20 protein-coding genes are annotated in these 23,986 nt (G+C 41.2%); 11 read left to right on the top strand and 9 right to left on the bottom strand.

The window, feature by feature from the left end:
* The first annotated feature begins 135 nt into the window (after positions 1-135).
* Both ABOA58_RS05330 and ABOA58_RS05335 read left to right on the top strand, forming a co-directional pair.
* Complete coding sequence (locus ABOA58_RS05330) at positions 136-1,446, top strand: amidohydrolase family protein (protein ID WP_350301517.1); 1,311 nt, start codon at positions 136-138, stop codon at positions 1,444-1,446.
* 227 nt (positions 1,447-1,673) lie between these two features.
* Positions 1,674-1,859: a hypothetical protein gene (locus ABOA58_RS05335; RefSeq protein WP_350301518.1), complete on the top strand. Its 186-nt coding sequence runs from the start codon at positions 1,674-1,676 to the stop codon at positions 1,857-1,859.
* Positions 1,860-1,910: 51 nt separating this feature from the next.
* Here the strand turns inward: ABOA58_RS05335 and ABOA58_RS05340 are convergent, their stop codons facing one another.
* A complete protein-coding gene (locus ABOA58_RS05340) occupies positions 1,911-2,864 on the bottom strand; it encodes a bile acid:sodium symporter family protein (protein ID WP_350301519.1) in 954 nt (317 codons plus the stop codon).
* 271 nt (positions 2,865-3,135) lie between these two features.
* On the opposite strand from ABOA58_RS05340, the gene ABOA58_RS05345 reads away from it, so the two are divergent.
* The 4 genes from ABOA58_RS05345 (at position 3,136) to cobT (ending at position 6,349) form a co-directional block, all read left to right on the top strand.
* Positions 3,136-3,552, top strand: a complete 417-nt coding sequence (locus ABOA58_RS05345) for an RrF2 family transcriptional regulator (RefSeq protein WP_241591505.1) — start codon at positions 3,136-3,138, stop codon at positions 3,550-3,552.
* Positions 3,553-3,666: 114 nt separating this feature from the next.
* Positions 3,667-4,374 (top strand): nitroreductase family protein, encoded by a 708-nt coding sequence (locus tag ABOA58_RS05350; protein WP_350301520.1) that lies wholly within the window; start codon positions 3,667-3,669, stop codon positions 4,372-4,374.
* 250 nt (positions 4,375-4,624) lie between these two features.
* Positions 4,625-5,170 (top strand): signal peptidase I, encoded by a 546-nt coding sequence (gene lepB / locus ABOA58_RS05355; RefSeq protein ID WP_350301521.1) that lies wholly within the window; start codon positions 4,625-4,627, stop codon positions 5,168-5,170.
* Positions 5,171-5,302: 132 nt separating this feature from the next.
* Positions 5,303-6,349, top strand: a complete 1,047-nt coding sequence (gene cobT / locus ABOA58_RS05360; RefSeq protein ID WP_350301522.1) for a nicotinate-nucleotide--dimethylbenzimidazole phosphoribosyltransferase — start codon at positions 5,303-5,305, stop codon at positions 6,347-6,349.
* Between the two features lie 88 nt (positions 6,350-6,437).
* Here the strand turns inward: cobT and ABOA58_RS05365 are convergent, their stop codons facing one another.
* A complete protein-coding gene (locus tag ABOA58_RS05365; RefSeq protein ID WP_434547765.1) occupies positions 6,438-7,838 on the bottom strand; it encodes a sigma-54 interaction domain-containing protein in 1,401 nt (466 codons plus the stop codon).
* Between the two features lie 250 nt (positions 7,839-8,088).
* On the opposite strand from ABOA58_RS05365, the gene ABOA58_RS05370 reads away from it, so the two are divergent.
* From ABOA58_RS05370 to ABOA58_RS05380, 3 genes are all read left to right on the top strand, one after another.
* Positions 8,089-9,762, top strand: a complete 1,674-nt coding sequence (locus ABOA58_RS05370) for an alpha-keto acid decarboxylase family protein (protein ID WP_350301524.1) — start codon at positions 8,089-8,091, stop codon at positions 9,760-9,762.
* An 890-nt stretch (positions 9,763-10,652) separates the two neighbouring features.
* Positions 10,653-10,856, top strand: coding sequence for a hypothetical protein (locus ABOA58_RS05375; RefSeq protein ID WP_350301525.1), 204 nt, complete (start codon positions 10,653-10,655; stop codon positions 10,854-10,856).
* Positions 10,857-11,064: 208 nt separating this feature from the next.
* Positions 11,065-11,364, top strand: a complete 300-nt coding sequence (locus ABOA58_RS05380) for a hypothetical protein (protein ID WP_350301526.1) — start codon at positions 11,065-11,067, stop codon at positions 11,362-11,364.
* Positions 11,365-12,247: 883 nt separating this feature from the next.
* Here ABOA58_RS05380 and ABOA58_RS05385 read toward each other — a convergent pair.
* The 3 genes from ABOA58_RS05385 to ABOA58_RS05395 form a co-directional block, all read right to left on the bottom strand.
* Positions 12,248-13,417: a C40 family peptidase gene (locus ABOA58_RS05385; RefSeq protein WP_350301527.1), complete on the bottom strand. Its 1,170-nt coding sequence runs from the start codon at positions 13,415-13,417 to the stop codon at positions 12,248-12,250.
* Positions 13,418-14,247: 830 nt separating this feature from the next.
* The gene (locus tag ABOA58_RS05390; protein WP_350301528.1) at positions 14,248-14,880 is read right to left on the bottom strand and encodes a DNA-3-methyladenine glycosylase; all 633 of its coding nucleotides are present in this window, start codon (positions 14,878-14,880) and stop codon (positions 14,248-14,250) included.
* A 109-nt stretch (positions 14,881-14,989) separates the two neighbouring features.
* Positions 14,990-16,555 carry an MDR family MFS transporter gene (locus tag ABOA58_RS05395; RefSeq protein ID WP_350301529.1) on the bottom strand — a complete coding sequence of 522 codons (1,566 nt, stop codon included), beginning with the start codon at positions 16,553-16,555 and terminating at the stop codon, positions 14,990-14,992.
* 275 nt (positions 16,556-16,830) lie between these two features.
* On the opposite strand from ABOA58_RS05395, the gene proC reads away from it, so the two are divergent.
* Positions 16,831-17,637 carry a pyrroline-5-carboxylate reductase gene (gene proC / locus ABOA58_RS05400; protein WP_350301530.1) on the top strand — a complete coding sequence of 269 codons (807 nt, stop codon included), beginning with the start codon at positions 16,831-16,833 and terminating at the stop codon, positions 17,635-17,637.
* Between the two features lie 84 nt (positions 17,638-17,721).
* Positions 17,722-19,089 (top strand): FAD-binding oxidoreductase, encoded by a 1,368-nt coding sequence (locus ABOA58_RS05405; protein WP_350301531.1) that lies wholly within the window; start codon positions 17,722-17,724, stop codon positions 19,087-19,089.
* A gap of 334 nt (positions 19,090-19,423) precedes the next feature.
* On the opposite strand, the gene ald is transcribed toward ABOA58_RS05405, so the two are convergent.
* The 4 genes from ald to ABOA58_RS05425 all read right to left on the bottom strand — a co-directional run bounded on the left by ald (position 19,424) and on the right by ABOA58_RS05425 (position 23,985).
* Positions 19,424-20,557: an alanine dehydrogenase gene (ald, locus tag ABOA58_RS05410; protein WP_053533925.1), complete on the bottom strand. Its 1,134-nt coding sequence runs from the start codon at positions 20,555-20,557 to the stop codon at positions 19,424-19,426.
* 171 nt (positions 20,558-20,728) lie between these two features.
* Complete coding sequence (locus tag ABOA58_RS05415; RefSeq protein ID WP_350301532.1) at positions 20,729-21,550, bottom strand: EcsC family protein; 822 nt, start codon at positions 21,548-21,550, stop codon at positions 20,729-20,731.
* Positions 21,551-21,599: 49 nt separating this feature from the next.
* Positions 21,600-22,856: a PucR family transcriptional regulator gene (locus ABOA58_RS05420; RefSeq protein ID WP_350301533.1), complete on the bottom strand. Its 1,257-nt coding sequence runs from the start codon at positions 22,854-22,856 to the stop codon at positions 21,600-21,602.
* A gap of 130 nt (positions 22,857-22,986) precedes the next feature.
* A complete protein-coding gene (locus ABOA58_RS05425; RefSeq protein WP_350301534.1) occupies positions 22,987-23,985 on the bottom strand; it encodes an inorganic phosphate transporter in 999 nt (332 codons plus the stop codon).
* Position 23,986: the final 1 nt, after the last annotated feature.

A 23,986-nucleotide genomic window follows, 5' to 3' on the forward strand; every position in this document is an offset into this window, starting at 1 on the left:
GCACTTCCAATAGGTTCCTAAGGTAAATGGAAATGTCCCCTGATAATATGGAATTACTTGATTACCTGTAAGGTGCTAGTTTAGAATGCGGAATAGAACATGTTGATACATGATACGACTTTGGAGGAAATACTTATGAAAACAATATATGTGAATGCTACATTTTTTACGATGGACAAGGAAAACCAAATCATTGAAAACGGCATGATGATTGTGCAGGATCATACCATATCCTACATCGGCCAGCATGATGAACAGCAATTGGCAGATGCAGATCATGTGGTCAACCTTGGCGGGAAATGGATCATGCCAGGCCTTGTGAATGCCCACTCGCATATTGTAATGACCCTTTTACGCGGTATCGGGGACGATATGCTGCTGAAGCCATGGCTTGAAACGAAAATATGGCCGATCGAAAGCCAGTTTACAACGGAAATCGCCTCTGTAAGTTCACAGCTAGGCATTATGGAAATGATGAAATCAGGAACCACGACATTTTCGGATATGTTCAATCCTAATGGAATAGATGCAGGTGCTGTCATGGAGACGATAGGCGAAACAGGAATGCGCGGAGCCTTTTCCTATACGATCTTCAGCTTGGGTACCGAAAAAGACCAGAAAGCGAACCTCATGGGGGCTGAGCAGTTTTCAAAAAACTATAAAGCATTTGCCGATGGCCGCCTGACTACCATGGTCGCACCACATAGCCCATACGCCTGCACACCTGAAGCGATCATGGAAAGTGCACGAATTGCAAAAGAGAATGATTTGATGGTGCACATCCACGTATCGGAAACGGACTTTGAAATCCTCGACATCGAAAAACGGTACGGATCCCGTCCTGTCGAGCACCTTCGCCGTCTAGGCCTGTTCGATCAGCCTACAGTGATGGCACATGGAGTGGTCCTTAATGATGAAGAGCGGGCGATCCTAAAACAGCATGATGTTCGCGTTGCCCATAATCCAATCAGTAACCTGAAGCTCGGATCTGGGATAGCAGATGTCGTCAGCCTTCTTGATGCAGGCATTAAAGTGGGAGTGGCAACAGATGGCGTCGCCTCCAATAACAACTTCGATATGTTCGAAGAAATGAGGACAGCCGCATTGCTGCAAAAAGGAATGTATAAGGATGCCACAAAATTCCCTGCCCAAACAGCACTCGCCATGGCCACAAGAATGGGCGCCGAAGCGATAGGCATGGGTCACACAGGATCACTGGAAGCTGGTAAAAAAGCGGATTTCATCACCATTTACCCATATAACAAAGAACACCTGCAGCCACTAAGTGAAGCCTATTCGCACCTGCTTTATGCAGCACGCGGAAATGACGTATGTGATGTTTACATCGATGGCAAAAACGTCGTGAAAGATGGCCGCTGCTTAACGATCGATGAAGAAAAAGTAATCGCCGAAACAAATCGTCTGCAAGGTACCTTATCACGATAATGCAGATGTGAGAACAAAAGAAGGAGCTGCCATTTGCAGCTCCTTTTTTTATGGATTAAGTTAAGGGACGAAAATTGGTTGTAGGTCGAATCTGGTTGCAGATCGGAATAAATTGGGCCGTTTTAGTAAGGGGTAATTCGTATCAAATGGCATTCAAAAAAAATTACCGCTTGTATTGTAGAATAAATAGATCTTAACACTTAGAAGCCCGACGTGAGTCAAGTTTCTTGGAAATATGGAAACAAAGGAAGCCGGTAAAAAATATTAATAAGAAAATAGGTATGGCAAAAACGGTAAAAAACGAAAAGACGAAAAAAATGCTGCTGACCGCAAATATTAACCAACTGGTAATCAGCAAGCAGCTGGATAAAAAATCTTTGACAGCATGGATCATGAATTTCACCACCGTATGAAGATCTATGTATTGATTATACACTATTTTCCAATGGTGTTGTTTCAACGGGTCACCCTTCATTCACATCACGATGGAAATGCCTTTCCATGATATAGCCAAAAAAGGAGGCAAGCATTTGTTGAAACAGCATGCCAAGTACAACGGGTACCGCGACGGCAGTAGGGAAATAGGTGGTTGCAAGAACGGCTCCAGCACTGATGTTTCGCATGCCGCCTGTAAATGTCAAGGTGATGATATCCTCCTTATCCCATCTTAAATATGCACCGACCATCCAAGAAATGGCATACCCAGAAGCAGCTATGAACAAAACCAAGAAGGACATGATCAGTAATTTCTTATCGAAATGTGTTAAGTAAGGCGCGATTTTTGAACTGTTCAATATGACTACGATTCCAACGCATATCTTGGAAAATGGAGCTAAGCGGGGGGATAGTGTATATTGTATCTTCCCTTTTGTAGCTTGATTCAAGAACATGGCAAGCATGGAGGGAAGAACGACCATACCGATTAATCCTTTCACCATCGAACCCATATCCATTTCGATCGAACCGCCTCCAAAAAGGGATACACTGTAAGGAACGATGAATGGCGAGAGTAGGGTGTCGATCAAGATGATGGTTAGGGCAAGTACGGCATTCCCATTATAAATGGATACCCAGATCATACTGGTGACACCGGTTGGAATCACTACAGCCAGGACTAGGCCGGTAATCGTGAAAGCATCACCATGGAACACTAAATGGCCGAGTCCAAAAGCCCAAACAGGCATAAGCATATGAAGGATGATCAATACGATGAAAACAGGTAAAGGGTGGGTGACTGCCTGTTTAAGAGATTTAAAGTTAGAGCCTAAACTTCCGGAAAAGGTAATGAAGGCAAATATCCATGGGACAAGAAAGGTGTAATCCATTAGATGTTCGGCCAATAATACCCCAATAACCACGCTTATCGGCGTGATAAGGGGCATAATTTTATCCATTTGTTCATTAATTGTTTTCAGCATGATTCATCCACTTCCTGAGCAAAGTAAATTCTATTAAGTAAGTTTACCATATTCCTAAAAATATAATTTGTAAGACAATAAATTTGTCTATATATTTTTTTCTGGATTATTAAAAATGGATTACTATCAATGCCCTGGAACTCGCATCGTTCCAAAAAGGGCTTAAAGCTTTCCCCGACGACCGAGGGTTTAAGGTTTTAGGCAGGATTGTTCGATGCATCGTTGTATATTCATTGAAAAATAGTTTAAAGTAGAGAGAGAGGTGAAAGAAATGTCAGAAAAGGTATCCAGTATTATGTGGTTTAGTCTTGCCGTACAAGCCCTGCTTGTTCTTGCTGATCATGATGGATTATGTAATAGTAATAAATTGGCCGATAAGCTTGATTCGGAGTCAGGTTTTCTTAGAAAAATATTAAGTAATTTAGTGAAGGCAGGGCTGATTCAAGCGAAGGAGGGCAGGGATGGGGGATATTCACTTGCCAAAAATCCCGAACAAATCATTCTTGCAGATATATACTCTGCAATTAAATCAGAACCTTTTTCAAAAGGCTTTCTTGATGTGAATGATAAAAAATGCTTTCATCCATCTTCTAGAGAAGCGTTATGCGGTTTGAAAAACGAGATGGAGAGCTGGATTATACAAGGCTTGGAACAAAAGACGATCGCTGACTTACTATCAAAATCTTAATGTGAAAAACGAAACTGACAGGGTTTCGTTTTTCTTAAACTGTATTTGACAAAAGAACAGTATGCGTTATATACTGTTCCTGTATTAAATACAGTTAAATGGAGGTCATTATAAATGACAAAAAATATAATGAGTAAAGAAGAGTACCTAAATAAATCGAAAGAATTGAATGTACCGGTTGAAAAACCCAAAGTCCTTAATGATACGGATTTCATTACGGTAGCAAAAGAACGGAGATCTGTTCGCCAGTACGATGCTGAATACGTGATGACTGAAGAAGAAATTCGTGAAATCCTGGATATTGCGATTCAAGCGCCATCTTCTTCCAACTTGCAGCCATGGAGATTCCTTGTGATTCAAGATAAGCAAACACAGCAAGAATTGCTTCCCATCGCAAATAACCAACAACAAATCGTCGATGCATCTGCTGTCATTGCCGTTTTAGCTGATATAGAAGGTTACAAAAATGCAGAGCGGATTTATGGTGAATTAGTCAATAAAGGAATCATGAAGAATGAAATCAAAGAGCCATATGTAGCCTCTATTCTGCATAATTACGGTAATTTTTCTGCTGAAAAGGCTTTAAGTGTAGCCATGATTGACGGTGGCTTGGTTTCCATGCAGATCATGTTGGCTGCAAAAGCAAAAGGATACGATACAGTCCCAATGGGAGGGTTTGATGAAGCCAAATTTGTCGATGCATTCAATGTACCGGAAAACTTCAAGCCTGTCATGTTAATTTCCATTGGAAAAGGAACTAAAGCAGGGTTTGAAAAAGTCCGTTTGCCACTCGATACTATATTGACTTGGAATAAATACTAAGGAAAAAACGTAGTAAAAGGATAGCTAAAATTCGCTATCCTTTTTTTCATGGTTTGAGATTGGCATTGAAAATGATTTAATCTCGCATGCGATAAATGGATATGTTACAATTTTTCCAGATATTTCTTTGGAATGTCTCCTCAAAAGTCCCCTACGCAAAAGGATATTTAAGGGGATAAACAGAGCTAAAGAATTGCGCTGCAAGCCAATAATTGGTTTAGCCGTTCACAATGGATGGGAGGGAGTCCTTATGAAGAATATGAGAAGTGAAGTGTTTTCGTGGTTGAAAGCCATCTTATTCGCTTTAATGATTGTGTTCATTTGCCAACAGTTTTTATTTACGCCAGTCACAGTAAAAGGTGAATCAATGGAGCCGACTTATGAGAATGATGACCGGATCGTGGTTGCTAAAATCGGAAAGCCGGAGCGCTTCGATATGGTCGTATTTTATGCTCCGGACGCGGAAGAGAATTATATAAAAAGAGTGATCGGTCTACCAGGTGACAGTGTCGAAATGAAAGATGATGTCTTATATATCAATGGGAAAAAATATACGGAACCATATTTGAAAACAAAAAAAGGTGAAATTCCGCCTGAAGAAAATCTGACGGAGAATTTCACCCTGAGTGATTTACTTGGGAAATCCAAGGTTCCTGCGGGTCATTTATTTGTCATGGGGGATAATCGGAGAAACAGTTGGGATGGAAGAAGATTTGGTTTTATTTCTGAAGAATCACTTGTGGGCAAAGTGAAATTTCGTATCTACCCACTAAATGAAATGGGAGTGCCGAAGTGAATGGATCACAGTGAGTACAAGTGCAAGCTTAGAGGATAATTATGTGGACTAAGTTGTATTTATAGCAGATGATGGATAAGAACCTTTTCCTGTGGTTAAGGTTTTTCATTTTGGTTTGTGGGGGGTATTAATATGACGAATGGGTTGGCTGCCATCTCCATCCCGATGCTGGACGAAGAAATGGGACGGCAGGTTAAAGGACATGTCGATTCGCTGACGGTTCCTCAGGGAAGCCTAGGACGGCTTGAAGAATGGATAATCGAACTGGCCAAGATGACAGGAGAGGCATTTCCGGACATTTCGAAACCGGGGGTTATCGTGTTTGCGGCCGACCATGGAATTACGGAAGAAGGGGTCTCGGCTTATCCAAAAGAAGTGACGGAACAAATGGTTCTCAACTTCCTGAATGACGGTGCTGCCATCAATGTATTAAACCGGGCGATAGACGCTTACTTGGACATTGTCGATATAGGGATCGATGCAGATATCGAGGCAGCGGGGTTAACTTCGAGAAAAGTCCGCAAGGGAACTAGAAACTTTTATAAGGAAGAGGCGATGACAAAGGAAGAAGTAATTCAAGCGCTTGAAATTGGATATGACCGTGCAAAGAAAATGATTGCCCGTGGAGCAAACTGCCTGATTCTTGGTGAAATGGGAATCGGAAATACGACTTCCAGTACCGCCATCATCTCCATCGTAAGCGGGAAAAGCGTCGAATCACTAGTGGGGCAGGGAACAGGATTGAATTCAGACGGCATTTTACATAAGCGAAGAATAATTGAAGAAGCGATTTCATTAAGAAATCCTAATCCTGATGACCCAATCAATATTTTGATGAATATCGGTGGATTCGAAATTGCAGGTATGGCAGGGGCCATGCTTGCTGCAGCGAATAACCGTATACCCATTCTTGTTGATGGTTTCATTACAACCACGGCTGCTGTATTGGCAAACCTGATTTCCGGACGTGCAGCCGATTATATGTTTGTTGGACATCGATCTGCAGAACCTGGTCATAGAACGGCCATAGAACTGCTTGGCAAGGAGCCAATCCTCGATGTGGGAATGAGAATCGGGGAAGGAACAGGGGCAGCCCTGGCATACCCCATCCTTAAGGCAGCGACATTGGTCATTAAAGAAATGGCAACATTTGAATCTGCAGGCGTGTCAAATAAGTAAGAAACAGGAGACCTTAGATACGCTGGTCTCCTATTTATACAGGTTAAATAAAGGTGGATACTGCATTGAAACATTCTTTCATCCCACTTTACTTAATGGGCAGGTGATCTTTATATTTCTTCATTTTCCTGACGACGGAAGGCTGGCTGATACCTAAGAATTTAGCCATTTCATATGTGGACTTGCATTGTTTACTCGCTTTCATCATCATCCATTTTTCGACTTGTTCGAGGGCGGTATTGAGATCACTATCATCAACCATCATAGTGTCGATCATTAGGGTATCATCTATTTTCTCCAAAGATTCTTGTCCATGGAAATGGGAGGGGAGAAAGCCTGGGAAAATGATGGAGTCTTCCGAGGTCAAAATGAGCCGTTCAATCAGGTTTTCCAATTCACGCACGTTTCCTGACCATTTATGCTGAATCAGTATTTCGTAAGTCGAAGGGTGCAACTTCTTATCTGTCTTGTATTTCTTGTTGATGATTTCGAGATTATGATTGATTAAGATGGCAATGTCTTCTTTTCTTTCGCGTAATGGCGGTATTTGAATCGGAATCACATTTAAGCGGTAATACAAATCCAGCCTGAATGTTCCCTTTTCCACCATTTCCTCAAGGTTTTGATTGGTTGCCGTCACAAGCCGAAAATCTATCTTATGCTCTTTTTTTCCGCCCACTCTTTTAAAGGTCTTCTCTTGCAGGACATTTAATAACTTCACTTGCATATCCAGGGGAAGCTCCCCGATTTCATCCAGAAATAAGGTTCCGTTATCAGCTTGTTCCACCAGCCCTTGCTTCCCCTGCTTCTGCGCACCGGTAAAGGATCCCGCTTCGTAACCAAACATTTCCGATTCGAAGAGACTTTCTGGGATGGTACTGCAGTTGACTTCGATGAATGGCTCCTTGCTGCGGTAACTCTGATTATGCAGCCGGCGGGCGAAGACGCTCTTTCCCACACCGGATTCCCCAAGTAGCATGACCGTGGCATCCGTTTTGGAAACACGGTGTATCGTTTTCGCGATTTGCCGCATTTCCTTGCTGCGATAGATCAGCTCCTCCTGTTCCCTAAGCTCCTCGACCTCCGATTGGTATTCCTGTATCTTTTTCTCCAATTGACCGTACTGATCCTGGAGGTTCCTGATTTCAGTTTGATCTTGGGCATAGCTGACGACACGAATCAATTCACCATTATCATCAAAGATGGGATAAGCAGTCGACATGACTATTTTTCCTGTCTTCGTTTGCTGCATGATCTGGACAGGTGTTTTCTCTTTCAATACCATGGCGGAAATCGACGGTGAAAGGATTCCTTCCGTTTCGAGCTGGTAAACGGATTTCCCAAGATAATGTTCTGGTTCGATTCCATATATCCACCAATGGTTAGGATTCGTGAATAAAATGAACCCTTTTTCATCGGTCACGGTAATATTGTTATTGGATGTGTTGATGATGCATTCCAAAACCCTTTTGACATTGTTATCACTCATCATTTTCCCCCTTATCCTCTTTTCCGGTGATTCAAATATAAATCAAAAACAGAGGTGAATCAAGAATTTTCAGATATTTTGATTTGGAATTGAATCATTTATGACAGTATGCCTGCGATAATCTCACTCACTTCAATACATCAAGGCTAAAACTAGAGTAATAGAGTAGCGAACTACCTTACTTACGGTTAACCTACTTATGTTTGGGTATAAATAAAGTAAAGAGTAATCGATTGAAGGAGTGATTGAATTGGCTGAAAACACAACCTTGGGACAATATTTATACGACTGCTTAAAAGCAGAAGGCATTACAGAGATTTTTGGTGTGCCAGGAGACTATAATTTCTCATTGCTAGATACTTTGGAAGATTACGATGGGATTGAGTTTATTAATGGACGAAATGAACTCAATGCTGGATACGCAGCGGACGCTTATGCCCGGGTGAAGGGCTTGTCGGCACTGATCACCACCTTTGGTGTCGGTGAAATGAGCGCATGTAATGCAATCGCTGGAGCGTACAGTGAAAATGTGCCGCTCATCCATATTGTCGGCTCGCCAAAGTCCATGATGCAACAGGAGAAGGAGCTTGCCCATCATACGTTAATGGACGGAGATTTTGATGTTTTCCGTAAGGTTTATGAGCATATCACCAGTTATACGGCGATTCTTACACCAGAAAACGCGGCTAGGGAGATACCGGCTGCAATCAGAATCGCGAAAGAAAAGAAAAAGCCCGTTTATTTGGTAGTGGCTATCGATCTCGTTGAAAAACCGTTGATTTCCCACAGTGAGGTTTCTGAAAATGTGGCCAAAACAAATGTCGATGCGTTGCAGTCAGCAGTGAAGCATATAAAAGGTATGCTAGAACATGTAAATAAAGCGGTTCTGCTTGTCGACGTAAAAACACTTCGCTATAACTTGCAGAAACCCGTACTGCAGCTCGCTGAGAGGTTAAATGTTCCGGTTGCTTCGTTAATGCAGGGAAAAAGCGGGTTTGATGAGAGGCATCCTCAGTATATTGGTGTATACGGCGGAGCTTTCGGAAGTAAGGATGTAACTCAAACTGTTGAAGAAGCGGATTTCATCATAGCTGTTGGTGCAGTTTGGTCAGACGTCAATACTTCCAAAGGTACAGCAAAGCTTGACCCGTTGAAAATGGTGGAAATTCAACCTGACACATTAAAAGTGGGGGCAGCCAGTTATATGAATGTCAGGGCGGAGGAAATTCTAAGTGCGCTCCAGGACATTGGCTACCGGCAGAACGAATCTGTCGGAACCATCTCGTTTCCGTATGACACAATGGTGGAAGACCCGTCAGCACCTCTGGAAGCGGCTTCCTATTATCCACGGATTCAGCAAATGTTGAAGGAAAATGACATTGTGGTCACGGAAACAGGAACATTCTCTTATGGCATGTCACAGGTCAGATTGCCGAAAGGGGCGACCTATATTGCACAGGGAGGCTGGCAAAGCATCGGTTATGCTACCCCCGCAGCTTTCGGAGCTTGTATAGCGGATAGAAACCGGCGTGTTCTTTTGTTTACCGGGGACGGCTCGATACAGCTGACAGCACAGGAAATAAGCTCAATGCTGGAGAACGGCTGTAAGCCCATCGTGTTTATCCTCAACAATAACGGCTATACGATAGAAAAATTCTTAAATGTAAAAGTCGATATAGAAAAACAGAAATACAACGAGATACCAGAGTGGAATTATACAAAACTGGCTGAAGCGTTTGGTCAAGAGGCATTCACAGCACGAGTTGAGACGAATGGTGAACTGGATGATGCCATTGCAAATGCCCAGGACATGAACGCCGATAAACTTTGCCTTATAGAATTGGTCGTGAAAGATCAAATGGATGCACCGGATTATTTGAAAAAAATGAGGCAGTATCTTGAAAAGCAAGAGAAACTAAAGTAATTCCATGTTCGAAATGCACTCACCCCTGATTAAAACACTAGATTGAAGAAATATGCGACACTCCTGCCGAATAACTGGCCAACAGGAGCTTGCTTTGAGTTGGCTTGGCAGACAGCCGGTGGAAAGGGAGCGGATTTCTGAAATCAAGCTGGAACGTTTTTTAGTAAAAACTGTAGGCGAACTTCTCATCGAGTGTGGCGACAAAATGTGGTTCGGAGTCCGAATAATGAGGTGAAAGTCGAAAAAAATTCGTGAACGGTCGAATAAAGTGCCTCAACGGTCGAATAAAGTGCGGGATAGGTCGAATAAAGCGCCTAAACGGTCGAATACTGTCCGGGATAGGTTGAATACAGTGCGTGAACGACCGAATACAGTGAGGCTTAGGTCGATAAACTGTGTCAACGGCCCAAGACAGTGCAGCTGTTCGAATACTATGCTCCGGCCTTGATGGTTTTTACTGTAATCGTTACTGGATTGAAGAAATATGCGACACTCCTGCCGAATAACTGGTAGCCGAGACACCACAGGCGTTTGCTTTGAGGTGGCTGGGCAGAAAGCCGGAGGAAAGGAAACGGATTTCTGAAATCGACTGGAACGTTTTTGAAAGAAAAAAGCTCAGGCAAACTTACTCTTCTTATTAGTATACTTTCTGAAAAGGTCTTCTGTGATGAAGGCCTTTTTTTGTTGGTAATCTAGATACTGCACGGCCCGATCAAGGACAAGAATGACAATACCAATATTGGTAACTGTCATTTCAAAATTGAAACCAAGAATTTTTAAAATAAGAGTATTATGAAAATATCATGAAGTAATAGGAAAAATATTTTTCCTTAGCAGAGAAAACCATTCTTTTTCCGGCTAGCAATTTCTGTAGAGAAGGAGGCCAAAAAATGCGTAAAAATGTATCATTAGCGCGGTTAATAGAGTCGAATAAAGAAAATCTCAACAATAATCAGCTGTTCATAGATTTTATAGAAGAAAAAGTCCATAGAAAGCAAATGGAAATGCAGGAAAGACATCTAACAAAACAGGCAGGTGAGGGAAATGTTATTAAGAAAGGCTTGGTTATTACAACAAACGATAACCTATCATAGAAAAAAGAAGGATGAAATAGGCCAACGAAAGGAATTATCAAGCTTTGAAGGAGTCCGTATCAGTAATCAACTGAATTATGCGATTGTGGAAATGCAAAGGTTAATGCGCCAGGTATGAGGAAAGAGAGGATAATGGAATAAATACAATAGGACGGATCTTCGGAGCCCCAATAAAACTGCAGAAGCTTGTTATCCGGCATATCAATGTATGTCTAAATCAATTTTGCCAACAAATCACAAATTGTATTTTAGTAATAAGAATAGATCAAAAGGATTATTAGTCGGTTCATTAGCAATAGGAGCTGCTGGTTTGATTCCTGGAATGAGTGTTACATCATTTTTAGCTGGCTCTGCATTTGGAATAAAGGAATATTCAAAGGGCTATATGTCATACAAGGTATATATCAAAAGAAGTTCAAAATCTAATAAAAAAGGACAACTTAAATTTGTATATTATAAAGAGAAGAATTTTAAGGGGGCAACTAAAACTACCTATTCAGATTTTTAAATTGAAAAGTGGTGTTGATAATGAGTAAGTATTGGCCTTATAAAATCTTTTTAACTGGTGTGTTTATTATTGCTACTATTATCTTTTACAAATTTGGGTTTACTAGTGAAGGTTTAGTTTACTTTGTATGTTTTTCAATACTTTTAAGTGTTTTGAGTATTTTAAATCGTAAAATCAACTATAAGAAAAAGACTTAATACTTAATACTTTAACCAATAAAAATAAATTTCCAGTTATAAATAATAAACCACAATTGAATTATTGCGCTTTTATGCGATTGTGGAGATGTAAAGGTTAATGCGGAAGAAATGAGTCAAAAAGATAATGATGTGGGAACATTTGTAGGTAACGGTGTAAAACGCTTTTAATTTTTTGAATATTATATCAATTTATATTAAGAGAGTCTTGGAGCCATTAACCCTACCTCTTGTTTTGCCTTGGGAAAGGTAACTGCTCTGAAGTCACGCCAGATAATATAAATGATAATTGTTGGATAGGAGCCAGGATACTATTTTGTCAGGTGTGTAATTGGCGGAATCGATAGTGACTAAAAGTATTTATGCTACAATTTTCAATCATTGCGGGTAATCCAGCAAAAGTGATGAAAATGTTACTTACTAAAGAGACTAATAGAACTGAAAAAATATATATTTTTGATGAAAATATGACCAATATCTTACAATTGAAGGACTCCTTAGGAGATAATCTGAAATGGAAGCTTGTTTTCCTCCATTACAAAGGAAATTGTAATATGGAACCTGCTAGTGCATTTGTATCGTAACACGAGTTGGCGGCTATTTTACATTATGATACGCAAAAAAGCGTGTATGATATTTTATCAAACCACGCTTTTTTGCTCTTTATCGTTTACTGTCATCATCATTTAGTTAAGAACTCGGACCGCCTTCACAAAGCTAGGTCCCCAGTAAGAATTGTTAATGTTAGCGTAGGAAACACCTTTAGATGTCGAAGCATTCAGCATTTGACCGTTACCGGCATAAATTCCTACATGATTGATTACTCCATCATTATTGGTATCGAAAAATACTAAATCCCCTTTTTGCAGGGCTTTCGAGGATACAGCTGTACCAACGTGTGATTGTGCCACTGAATTTCGAGGCAAGGAAATACCTGCACTTTGGAATGCCCTTAATGTGAAAGAAGAGCAATCAAATACGTCAGTGCGTGAAGTGCTCGCACCGTAAACATACTTGGCTCCCATGTATTTGGCGCCAGCTGCCAAAACTTGATCTGCTTTGGTGGATTTGGACGGTTTATTACTTGCAGATGCCGAGGCCTTCCCTGAAACACGGATGGTTTGGCCGATACGAATACGATCTGAATTAGAAATATTAGGGTTTATTTTAAGTAAGGCACTAAGGGAAAGGTTATATTTTTTAGCGATTGTTGATAAGGAATCCCCTAATTTAACGACATAAACGTCTGTTGTATTTTTACCTTTATCCGGATTGCTGGTAATGGTATTAACCTTCAAGACCTGGCCGGGAAAAATGAGAGTGCTAGTCAAATGGTTTATAGACTTTAATTGTTGGACAGTCATATTATTGACTCTGGCAATTTTGCCCAGTGTATCTCCGGATTTGACTTTATATGTAGCATTTGAACTGTTTTTAGCCGGAGAGCTGGACCCAGAGGCTTGTCCGGAAACCCGGATGGTTTGGCCAATATAAATGCGATCCGAATTAGAAATGTCAGTGTTTAATTTAAGCAGGGCACTAAGGGAAAGGTTATATTTATTAGCAATTTTAGATAAAGTATCCCCCAGTTTAACCACATATTTTTCGGTTTTATCTTTATTATCTGTACGGTTATTAAGAGTATTAAATTTCAAGACTTGGCCGGGAAAAATAAGGTTACTAGTCAAATGGTTTTGAGATTTTAAGTGTTGGACAGTTGTATTATTGGCTTTAGAGATTTTATCTAGGGTGTCCCCTGATTTAACTTGATAAGAACCAGCATAAGCAGAAGTGCCGGCGATTAGGGTACCTATAATGGTCCCCGCAAGAATGAAAGAGTTTTTAGAATTGTTCATTTAGGAAAGTTCCTCCTGATGTGGTAAAAAAATATCTAGCATTTATATTATAAAGGTATGGAATATAAAAAACATGGCACATATCAATAAAATTCAACTTTTTCATCATTTTTCGGGTTATTCTGTTACAGGAAAATGGGAGTCTGTTACATCGGGTGGATTCATTGGAGTGTAAGGGGACCAAATCTTGGAATTTCGCATAAATGGATAGCTAGTAAACTCAAAAGAGCATTTCATAAAATGGAAGTGTGAGTTACGGTAATTAAAAGAAAGGTAAGAATAACAAATCCTTACCTTTCCGTGATTAATTTTTTAATATTGTCTATTAACGAAGGGGGCATCAGGTTCACGATTTTACTATGTGATGATACTTTGAGTAGGGGAATGGTTTACTTGAATGGCTGATTATATAAGGATTTCATACAAACATTTAGATGATCCCAAATATAAGGACTCCCAATTAGGATACTAATAAAAATCGTATTCATTTGCAAAAGTCCTGAACGTTCATCATAAACCACCTTCCATATTGCTGACTTAACTATATTAGGTTTGTCATGGAAGGAAGTCAATTTAATATTACTGGGGTAATAGGCTGGAAGTTTAATAGGGATTAAGGAAAATAGACTGTGGAATATTGAGGGTATTTTAATAATTAGTTTGACAGAAATTAAGTATTACCGCAACGTATCCTTCGTTCCTTTTGGGCTAGTGTCTGATGCTTCATTCACGACTTTTTGAGATTTCGAGATGCTTACGGACATTGTAAAATCCCCTCAAAGTCGTGTAACATCCACAGAATTTACACTGTTCACTTAGAGGGGATAAAATCATGGTTTATTTTTCGGTACAGCTTTATTAATTAGGTTTTTACGCGATATAAACGGATTGTCGGTAACCCAGAAACGCCAAGGGTAATCTTTTGCTTCCCCGGAGTTGTCGATTCCGACGCGGGGGCCGCTGGATATGTGTTCAGGCTTTTTTCCGGCAGCTAGATATAGCGGGGGATCTGTAAAAGATCGACCATAATCATCCATGGTGATGCCCAGTGCCTTTGTTAGCTTCCCTGGTCCATCGGTCCATTTACGAATATCGGCAATTCCTCGTCTTTCATGCATTAACTCGAGCCCTGAATAGGGTTCAACCGCCCGGATTAAAATGGCTTCCGGATTTTCAAGCCCTCCGCTTACGACATTGACCAGTGTATGTGTGTGCATGACGTATGTATAGATCAAACTGGAATTTCCGAACATCACTTCCGTCCGTTTTGTCCTTCTATTTCCAAAACTATGTGCGGCCCTGTCACCAGGTCCAATATAGGCCTCTGTTTCAACAATGAATCCAGAAGCGGTTCCATCCGCTGTTTCTTTTACAATCAGGCAGCCAAGAAGGGATTTTGCCAGTTCAAGGGTGGGCTGCTGATAAAAATCCGCAGGTAAAATTGAATCGTTTATCTTGTTCATGATATCACTCCATTTAGTCTCATATAGGTAAAATTCCCTTATCAATGAAAAAGAAACATGAAGGGAAAAAAAAGGCCGGCTGATTATATCAGCCGGTCCCGAGCATTTTTTAGCCTAATTCCTTTTCCGTTTCTTGATCTTTTTTGATTCGGCCCGAACCCACGGAAAGTGCCACTAATATCCCCGCGGAAACAAAAAAGATACCGGTGATGAAAACACTGGAGAATGCATCGATCCAAGCATTTTCAATCGTTTTTACAAGGATAGTGCTGACTTCTGCGGGCATTTTAAGGTTTTCAGGATAAAGCATGATGTTGAATAACGCATCCGTTTTATCGGCTAATGCTTTCAGTGCCTCATGCAATATAGGGTCCTTTTGACTTACGACCGCATCATCCATATTTTGCTGGAGATTGTGATTCATGACAGCATTCAAAATCGTGATGCCCATCGTTCCTCCTATTGATCGGAAGAATGTCGAAGCCGCTGTAACCGACCCTAGCTGCGATTTTGGAAATTCGTTTTGAACGGCAATCATCAATGTCGGCATGACAAGACCCATACCTATCCCAAGGATGGCCATGTATGAGTACGCAGTGAATATAGTCGTACTGCCGTCCATCATGCTCATTAGGAAAAAGCCAAGCGTCGCAAAGGCCATTCCAAAGGTGAGCACGGTACGAAAACGGAATTTCAAAAGTAACCGCCCGCCAATGATGCTGGAAAGAATCATACCGATCATCATCGGAGTCATGGTCGACCCCGCTTTTGTTGGTGAAACTCCCAAAACGCCTTGCATGAACAGCGGGACGAACATGATTGCCCCGAACATGCCAAGGCCAAGCAGGAATCCCAAAATATTCGTGGTGGAAAAAACTCTATTTTTAAAAAGGGATAAATCAAGAATCGGTTCAACCGCTCTTCTTTCAAAAAAGATGAATAGGGCAATGAAGACAATGGTGCTGCCGAAAATCAAGATAGATTCTAATGATAACCATTCGAATTTATCACCACCGAAGGTCAAGCCAAGCAATAACAGGACAATACCAGGAATCAAGGTGAAAATCCCTAGATAATCGATATTCACTTTCTCTGTTTTCCTTATCGCTTCATGTTTCAATCCTACATAAATCAAAATGGCAGATAGTAAGCCCGTCGGTACATTGATCAAAAAGATCCAATGCCAGCTGATATGGTCAACGATCAGGCCGCCCAGAAAAGGGCCGATGACAGAACTTAAACCAAAAAGGGCTCCGAATACTCCCTGCCATTTGGCTCTTTGTTCCGCAGAGAATATATCGCCGATGATTGTTTGGGATAAAGGCATGATCATTCCGCCGCCGATTCCCTGCAGACCCCTGTAGATGATCAATTGTTCCATCGAAGTGGCTGTGGCACATAAAAACGAACCGATCGTAAATATGATTGTGCCAAGCAGATAAAGGGAACGCCTGCCATATAAATCAGATAGCTTTCCAACAATGGGTACAACAGTCGTTGAGGCTATTAAATAGGCAGTCGTTACCCATGCAAAGATGGTGAAACCATTCAATTGCCCGATAATTGTCGGCATGGCGGTACCGACGATCGTCTGTTCCAATGAACTGAAAAACATTCCTATGATCAATCCTGTTAAGACAAGCTTGGTATTGACCGCTTTTTTTTCCATTTGCATAGCATTTCTCCATTCCTATAACTGTATTCCTTATTCATTTGTGACTAATAGGTCAAAATTATAAATCTCTAATGACCATTTAGTCAACATCTTTTTTATTTAATTGCTTGACTATATTGCGTAAAGGTGGATTTAAAAATACATCCATATCACTTAAGTAATTCGACCAGAAACCACCAAATCCTTCCTTATTAATATCTCCAACGTGTTTCCATTTATCATATCCGATATAATAAGAAAGAATATAGATGAACTTATGATTGGAAGTGTAAGATATGAATAAAAAAATCGGGTTTATTGGATGCGGCAAAATGGGTGAGGCAATGCTTGAGGGCATGCTGCTTGCAGAGGTCATTTCACCTGAAGGGATCATGGTCAGTACTGCGAGTGTGGAGACCAAAACTAAAATCACCACGAAATATAAGGTTAAAGGTACTTTGGATAATAAAGAGGTTGCCGGTTTTGCCGATTTTCTCTTTCTAGGAATCCAGCCTGCCATGCATAAGCAAGTGCTTGAAGAAGTGAAGAATCATGTTAAAGAAGACGCTGTGATCATTACTATGGCAGCAGGGATCACTGTATCACTAGTTGAGAACAGCTTCGGAAAAAGAATGAAGGTTGTCCGGACGATGCCAAACACTCCTTCGCTTGTTGGTGAAGGCATGACTGCCATGAGCATTAATGATCAAATTACCGATGCTGATATAGAGGGTGTGACTGCACTGCTGAATAGTTTCGGTAAAACGGAAATCCTGCATGAAGATTTGATGGACGCAGTACCGGCCATCAGCGGTTCGTCGCCTGCTTATGTATATATGTTCATCGAGGCGCTGGCTGATGGAGGGGTCCGTGACGGCATTCCACGAAAACAAGCATACCGAATGGCAGCACAAGCTGTAATGGGAGCTGCTAAAATGGTACTGGAAACGGAAAGACATCCTGCTGCTTTAAAGGATGATGTCTGCACGCCGGGCGGTTCAACGATAGCTGCCGTAGCGACTTTAGAAGAAAATCAGCTAAGATCCAGCATTCTGCAAGCAATGAAGGCATGCACGGATAAAACGAAAGGTTTCAATAAATGAAGAAAGATGGATTGCCTATTAGCGGGCAATCTCGTCCATTTTCTATTTTCAGAATGTTTGGTGAAAAAAAGAGGAGGCTGCATAATGACTGGTTATATAGAAGAATTAAGGAAGATTCTGACGGAAGAACAGGTAACGGTGAATGAAACATTATTGGAGCAGCACAGCCATGATGAATCATATCACACTCCGCACCTTCCGGATATGGTCATATATCCAAGGGATACTGCGGAAGTAAGCGCAGTCATGCGTTATGCGAATGAGCATGAAATACCGGTCATTCCTTTTGGATTAGGTTCAAGTTTGGAGGGGCATGTCGTTCCAGTCAAAGGGGGAATTTCCTTGGATTTGTCTTTGATGAATCGAATATTGGAAATCAGGGAAAATGATTTCCTTGTGAAGGTCCAGCCAGGTGTGACTAGGACGCAGCTCAATAAAGAATTAAAAAAATACGGTTTGTTCTTTTCCGTCGACCCTGGTGCAGATGCTACATTGGGAGGGATGGCAGCTACGAATGCAAGTGGGACGACCTCGGTCAAATATGGGATTATGCGCGATCAAGTCAGGGATTTGGAAATAGTTTTAGCAAACGGTGAAGTGATTCATTCCGGAAGCTTAGCGACAAAATCATCTTCAGGCATTCATTTGAATGGCTTGTTTGTCGGTTCTGAAGGTACGCTGGGAGTATTTACTGAACTGACATTAAAGGTGTATGGCATTCCTGAAGTCACAATGGCTGGGAGAGCATCATTTCCAACCGTCGAACAGGCAGTATCTGCGGTTAATGGGATCATGCTTGCTGGTATTCCGATTGCACGAATTGAATTGGTTGATGCCGAGTCCATAAAAAAAGTTAATCAATTCATGGACAAATCCTATGAAGTCAAACCAACTTTATTCCTCGAGTTTCATGGGAATTTTGCCGGACTGGAACAGGACGTCAAATTTGCCAAGGAAATCGTAAGTGATTTTGGCTGTGGGGATATCCAGTTTGAAACCGATTCAAAAGCACGGAATGCCTTATGGGAAGCGCGCCATAATCTCGCGTACGCATTCATTCACAGCGCCCCGGGGAAGAAACTGATGGTGACCGACGTAAGTGTGCCCCTTCATGAATTATCGAATGCCATACTGGATACAAGGAAGAAAGTCGAACAATCCAAAGTGGAGGGGGCGATTGTAGGACATGTAGGTGACGGGAATTATCACGTATTGTTCATGATCGATCTGAAAAATCCTGAAGAAGTTAAAGAAGCGAAAAGGTTAAATGAAGAAATCGTCGAGTATGCATTAACCAGAGGCGGTACATGTACGGGTGAACATGGGGTGGGCCTTGGAAAATCGAAGTATCAGCGAAGGGAGCATGGAGCAGCTTACGAAGTGATGAAAACGATCAAACAGGCTTTGGATCCAAAAGGAATAATGAATCCCGGGAAGATCTTCATAGATTAAGAGGAATATTCTATTTTGTTAGAGTAGTAATAACATCAACCGGGGAAAGGGCAGAGTAGTGGCCTATCCGGAAAAATCGCCCGTCCGAAAATCCGACCTAACTCTGGATAATTCGACCGATCGAGCAGAAAATCGAGCCTAACTCTGGATAATTCGACCGATCGAGCAGAAAATCCGACCTATACCCAAATTATTCAACCGTTGTGCAAGTTAATTCGACCGTTGTGTGAGATAATCCGGCCTAATCCAGATATCGTATGGAGACGTACTGCTTCATCGAGGTTCTCGTCCAAAAAAAATAAGACTCCAGACAAGATTCTGGAGTCTTTTTTTATTAAGCGTTAATGTTATTTGGGTTTAAGGCGTTTTCAACACTTACGTAGTTGTAGCCAAGGTCTGTGGCAACTGCTTCGAACGTGATTTCACCGTTCGCCACATTGACGCCTTTTGCAAGGGCATCATTTTCAAGGATTGCTTTGATGGCACCTTTGTTTGCAATTTGAAGTGCAAATGGAACTGTTACGTTAGTTAAAGCAACTGTAGAAGTTTGAGGCACTGCTCCTGGCATATTCGCCACTGCATAATGCACTACTCCATGTTTAACATAAGTAGGGTTATCATGTGTTGTTATGTGGTCAACCGTTTCAAAGATACCGCCTTGGTCGATTGCAACATCGACAATGACTGAACCTGGAGACATCGATTTAACCATTTCTTCAGTAACGAGCTTAGGAGCTTTAGCACCTGGAATCAATACAGCACCGATAACCAAATCGGCATCTTTGACCGCTTCTGCAATATTATAAGGGTTGGAGATGAGTGTAGTCAGTTCATTTCCGAAAATATCATCAAGTTGACGAAGGCGGTCTGGGCTTAAGTCAAGAATGGTAACATCTGCGCCTAATCCAATAGCGATTTTAGCAGCATTCGTTCCAACCATGCCTCCGCCGATAACAGCGACTTTACCGCGTTTAACTCCAGGAACTCCGCTTAAGAGTATTCCTTTACCGCCGTTATTTTTTTCAAGGAACTGAGCACCGATTTGTGCAGCCATGCGTCCTGCAACTTCACTCATTGGTGTCAATAAAGGAAGTGTGCGGTTTACTGCAACCGTTTCATAAGCAATGGCCAAGACACCGCTTTCTTTTAGGGCCTGAGCTAGTGCCGGTTCTGCCGCAAGATGTAAATATGTGAAAAGGATTAAATCTTTTCGGAAATATTTATATTCAGATGAGATAGGTTCTTTTACTTTCATGATCATTTCTGTGCTTGCCCAAACGCTAGCAGCGTCCTCGACTATAACAGCACCAGCTTCTTGATATGCTTCATTTGTAAAACTGCTTCCTAGACCTGCGTTCATTTCGATTAATACTTCATGTCCTGCATTGACTAATGCTACGACCCCAGCTGGAGTGATAGCTACACGATTTTCATTGTTTTTAATCTCTTTTGGAATTCCTATTCTCATCTTAATCCCTCCAATAATATGTTTTACTATTTGTATCACAAGTATAGTTGGAAAAAGAAACAGTTAGTATGTGGAAATCAGAAAAATGAAAAAGGTGTATTTGTGGAATTCCACAAACGCAGTTTCAAAAAACATGGACTTGCCAGGATCAAAACCCAATTAAAGCTGAATTCAATTCTTTGCAATTGGTTCTTGAATGCGCTCTAGAATCCTTCTTTTCTTATAAAGCATGATTCCCGTATCGGCTATATCGGCAATCATCGAACGATTTGTCAGGGCGCCAAATATTATTCCGGCAACAGGAACCATTTGCAAAAGCTTTTTCCAGCCAAACTGATCACGGTATGTATAAACGACTTCTCGCCATCCTTGCAGTTCTGATGCTATTTCCCTTTTTGATTGGGAATCAGTCTGGGTCATTTTCGACAATTCATTTAATAGAGCCTTTTTGCCGACAACATCCGATGCTGTGAATTGCAGGCATTTGACGATGAATATACGTTCTTGGCGGTCCCTAGGATTGAAGCCATATGTGATGGCGATATCCTGAAGGGTTTTGATCGACATGCCGAGAAGAAGGGGGATGTCGATTGCCAAGGTGAAGATTCCGCCAATCCCGGTAGTGGCCCCTTGAACCGTTGCCAATTTGCTGCCTGAATTTTTAATATCCTGACTCACGCTATCCATGATATGGAGGGGTATGCTTGAAACATCCTCCACGGCAGTAATATTCAACTCGGGATTCTTGGCTTGCAGCTGATTTAGAATATGAGCTTCTTTCGTTAAATATTTTCCGCCATTCTGAATGTAGCTTCCGATTTCATCAAGCATGACACCCAATTTTTTCTGAATGAAATCCGGTGTCAACTTATCCAATAGCTTGAAGGGAATCCGCCCAATCCGTTCCCAAAACCATAGTCCTTTTTGATCCTTCTCCCATTTTTCTATGATTGCTAATTCTTTTTCAAGTTCTTCTTTTGTTTCAAATTTCATAAGATCAACCTTTCCACACTTCTAGTATTCCATATCAGGGAATATATCATTAATTTTTCTTGGAGAATTCATCATATTGATTAAGTTTAATGTTAAGAAAGAGGGACATTTTTTGAATCGGGTCTTTTAACCGGATATTTCCCACTTCCGAGATCCTTTTTAATCGATAATTCAATGTATTCACATGGATATGAAGGTTTCTTGAAGCCTCGTTTGGGTTGCAGTCTTTCTCTAGATAGACGGTGAGTGTTTGCAGCAATTCCGTCTGGTTTTTCATATCGTATGCTTTAAGTTTAAGGATGGAAGGATGAACACGACGCTGTTTGTTGCTTGCGAGTGATTCAATCATTTGAAACATGCCAAGTTCTTCATAATGTAAAATGAGTTTCATGTCATCAGGGAATATATTCTTCATTTTTAGAGTGTATAGAGCTTCTTCGTAACTTGATTTAACATCCATTAAGTTTTTATACATATTGCCAGCCGTTCCAAGGATATGCTCAACACCGAAACGCCGTTTCATCTCCAGAATGAAAAAAGGAATGAACTCATAAATCGATGAAGTGAAAGAAGGGCTGTTTTCCTGGTTGGCTCCTGCGAAAAGAATGAGCTTGTTATGGTCAATGGCAAATAAGGAACTGTTTATCTTTTGAGTGGTCGTTAACATGTATGAAATGTAGCGCTCCACTTCGCGATTGATCTCTTTAGGAAATTCGAATACCAATATGGAAAAAACCACTGGAACATGGATCGAGAATTTCTTATAATTTTCAATTATTTCCGATTCTTCTTGGTAGTGCCCGGTCAACATGCGCCAAAGGAACTCTTGATGACCCGCTTCTTTCCTTTTCTTTTTCAATTGCAATTGCTGTAACTGGTTCTTCGCCTCCTTGGCAGCGAATTGCAGAAATTGCATATCTTCTTCGGTGAATGGTTCATTTACTTCCAAAGCCCAAATGAATCCAAGTACTTCATTATTTTTCCGGATGGAAACCGCAACCCTGTTACCGAGACCGACATCATTGATGGCCCCGATTTTAATAGGGGCATCTTCTTTCAATAACGCGGGTATGAAGCCATCTTTCCATAAACTGTTGATGACCTTTTCAGGGACACGTCTTCCGATTATGGTCATGATACGAGCCTGATCCGTCGTATCATCGTGAGTGCTATAAGCAAGTAAGCGATGGTTACCGTCCTCGATTGTAATGGGGCAGCCTAAAACAGAACTGATTCTATCGGCAAACTCCATCATATCTCCATAAAGGTCTTTAAAAATATCTCTATTTTTTTCGAATTCCTTCATTGTTATTTTGCCCCTCGCTAAAAAAAATTCCTTCTCCTTGAATTTTAAACGATTTCCTATTAATTAGCATAGATAAATCCTATGTCAAAACAGAAAATCCCTACCGATGGAAACCGGAAGGGATTTTATTTTAGAATAAGAAGTTAATTAAAAGATAAAGCAAACCAGCTAATGTTGCAGAGATGGGAATGGTAATGAACCAAGTGATGATCATTCTTTTTGCCGTTCCCCATTTTACGCCCTTGACACGATGCGCAGATCCAACACCAAGGATTGAAGACGAAATAACATGTGTTGTACTGACCGGCATGTGTATTACAGTCGCGCCGAAAATGATAAAGGCTCCGGTTAAGTCCGCTGCAACACCATTGACCGGGCGGATTTTCATGATTTTGCCGCCAACGGTTTTAATGATTTTCCATCCGCCGACGGAAGTTCCAAGTCCCATTGCCAGCGCACAGGAGAACTGAACCCAGAAGGCGATATCGGTACTTGATGCATAACCATTTGCAATAAGGGCCATCGTGATGATACCCATCGCTTTTTGAGCGTCGTTCGTTCCGTGGGTATACGATTGAAGTGCTGCAGTAGCAATCTGTATAGTCCGGAATTTTTGGTTTGTTTTTGTCAGGTTATTGTTTTTAAAGACAACTTTAAAGATGCTGTATACGATAAACCCGATTACAAAAGCAATTAACGGGGAGAAAATCAAAGCTTGAAGAATTTTCATGAAACCTTCCCATTTAATTCCAGCGAATCCCGCTGCAGCAATGGCTGCACCAGCAATCGAACCAATCAATGCATGGGAGGAACTGCTTGGTATTCCGTAATACCAGGTTAGAAGGTTCCATATGATAGCGGCAAGTAGAGCAGCCATAATTACATATGAACCATTCGGAAGCGTGAACGGATCCACGATATCCTTCGTTATGGTCTTCGCCACTCCAGTAAATGTCATGGCTCCGACGAAATTCATGACGGCTGCCAAGATGATGGCATGCCTAGGCTTCAAGGCCTTTGTTGAAACAGCAGTCGCTATTGCATTGGCTGTATCATGAAAACCATTGATGAAGTCAAATGCTAAAGCAAAGAAAACGATTAATATTGTTATAATTAATAAAGTATCCATT

Origin of the sequence: Peribacillus frigoritolerans (assembly GCF_040250305.1) — a bacterium.
In the GTDB taxonomy this organism is placed as follows: Bacteria; Bacillota; Bacilli; order Bacillales; family DSM-1321; genus Peribacillus.

Coding starts and splice junctions, on each gene's coding strand:
- ABOA58_RS05330 (WP_350301517.1), top strand. CDS start 136: ATGAAAACAATATATGTGAATGCTACATTTTTTACGATGGACAAGGAA.
- ABOA58_RS05340 (WP_350301519.1), bottom strand. CDS start 2,864: ATGCTGAAAACAATTAATGAACAAATGGATAAAATTATGCCCCTTATC.
- ABOA58_RS05345 (WP_241591505.1), top strand. CDS start 3,136: ATGTCAGAAAAGGTATCCAGTATTATGTGGTTTAGTCTTGCCGTACAA.
- ABOA58_RS05350 (WP_350301520.1), top strand. CDS start 3,667: ATGACAAAAAATATAATGAGTAAAGAAGAGTACCTAAATAAATCGAAA.
- lepB (WP_350301521.1), top strand. CDS start 4,625: ATGAAGAATATGAGAAGTGAAGTGTTTTCGTGGTTGAAAGCCATCTTA.
- cobT (WP_350301522.1), top strand. CDS start 5,303: ATGACGAATGGGTTGGCTGCCATCTCCATCCCGATGCTGGACGAAGAA.
- ABOA58_RS05365 (WP_434547765.1), bottom strand. CDS start 7,838: ATGAGTGATAACAATGTCAAAAGGGTTTTGGAATGCATCATCAACACA.
- ABOA58_RS05375 (WP_350301525.1), top strand. CDS start 10,653: ATGCGTAAAAATGTATCATTAGCGCGGTTAATAGAGTCGAATAAAGAA.
- ABOA58_RS05380 (WP_350301526.1), top strand. CDS start 11,065: ATGTCTAAATCAATTTTGCCAACAAATCACAAATTGTATTTTAGTAAT.
- ABOA58_RS05385 (WP_350301527.1), bottom strand. CDS start 13,417: ATGAACAATTCTAAAAACTCTTTCATTCTTGCGGGGACCATTATAGGT.
- ABOA58_RS05390 (WP_350301528.1), bottom strand. CDS start 14,880: ATGAACAAGATAAACGATTCAATTTTACCTGCGGATTTTTATCAGCAG.
- ABOA58_RS05395 (WP_350301529.1), bottom strand. CDS start 16,555: ATGCAAATGGAAAAAAAAGCGGTCAATACCAAGCTTGTCTTAACAGGA.
- proC (WP_350301530.1), top strand. CDS start 16,831: ATGAATAAAAAAATCGGGTTTATTGGATGCGGCAAAATGGGTGAGGCA.
- ABOA58_RS05405 (WP_350301531.1), top strand. CDS start 17,722: ATGACTGGTTATATAGAAGAATTAAGGAAGATTCTGACGGAAGAACAG.
- ald (WP_053533925.1), bottom strand. CDS start 20,557: ATGAGAATAGGAATTCCAAAAGAGATTAAAAACAATGAAAATCGTGTA.
- ABOA58_RS05415 (WP_350301532.1), bottom strand. CDS start 21,550: ATGAAATTTGAAACAAAAGAAGAACTTGAAAAAGAATTAGCAATCATA.
- ABOA58_RS05420 (WP_350301533.1), bottom strand. CDS start 22,856: ATGAAGGAATTCGAAAAAAATAGAGATATTTTTAAAGACCTTTATGGA.
- ABOA58_RS05425 (WP_350301534.1), bottom strand. CDS start 23,985: ATGGATACTTTATTAATTATAACAATATTAATCGTTTTCTTTGCTTTA.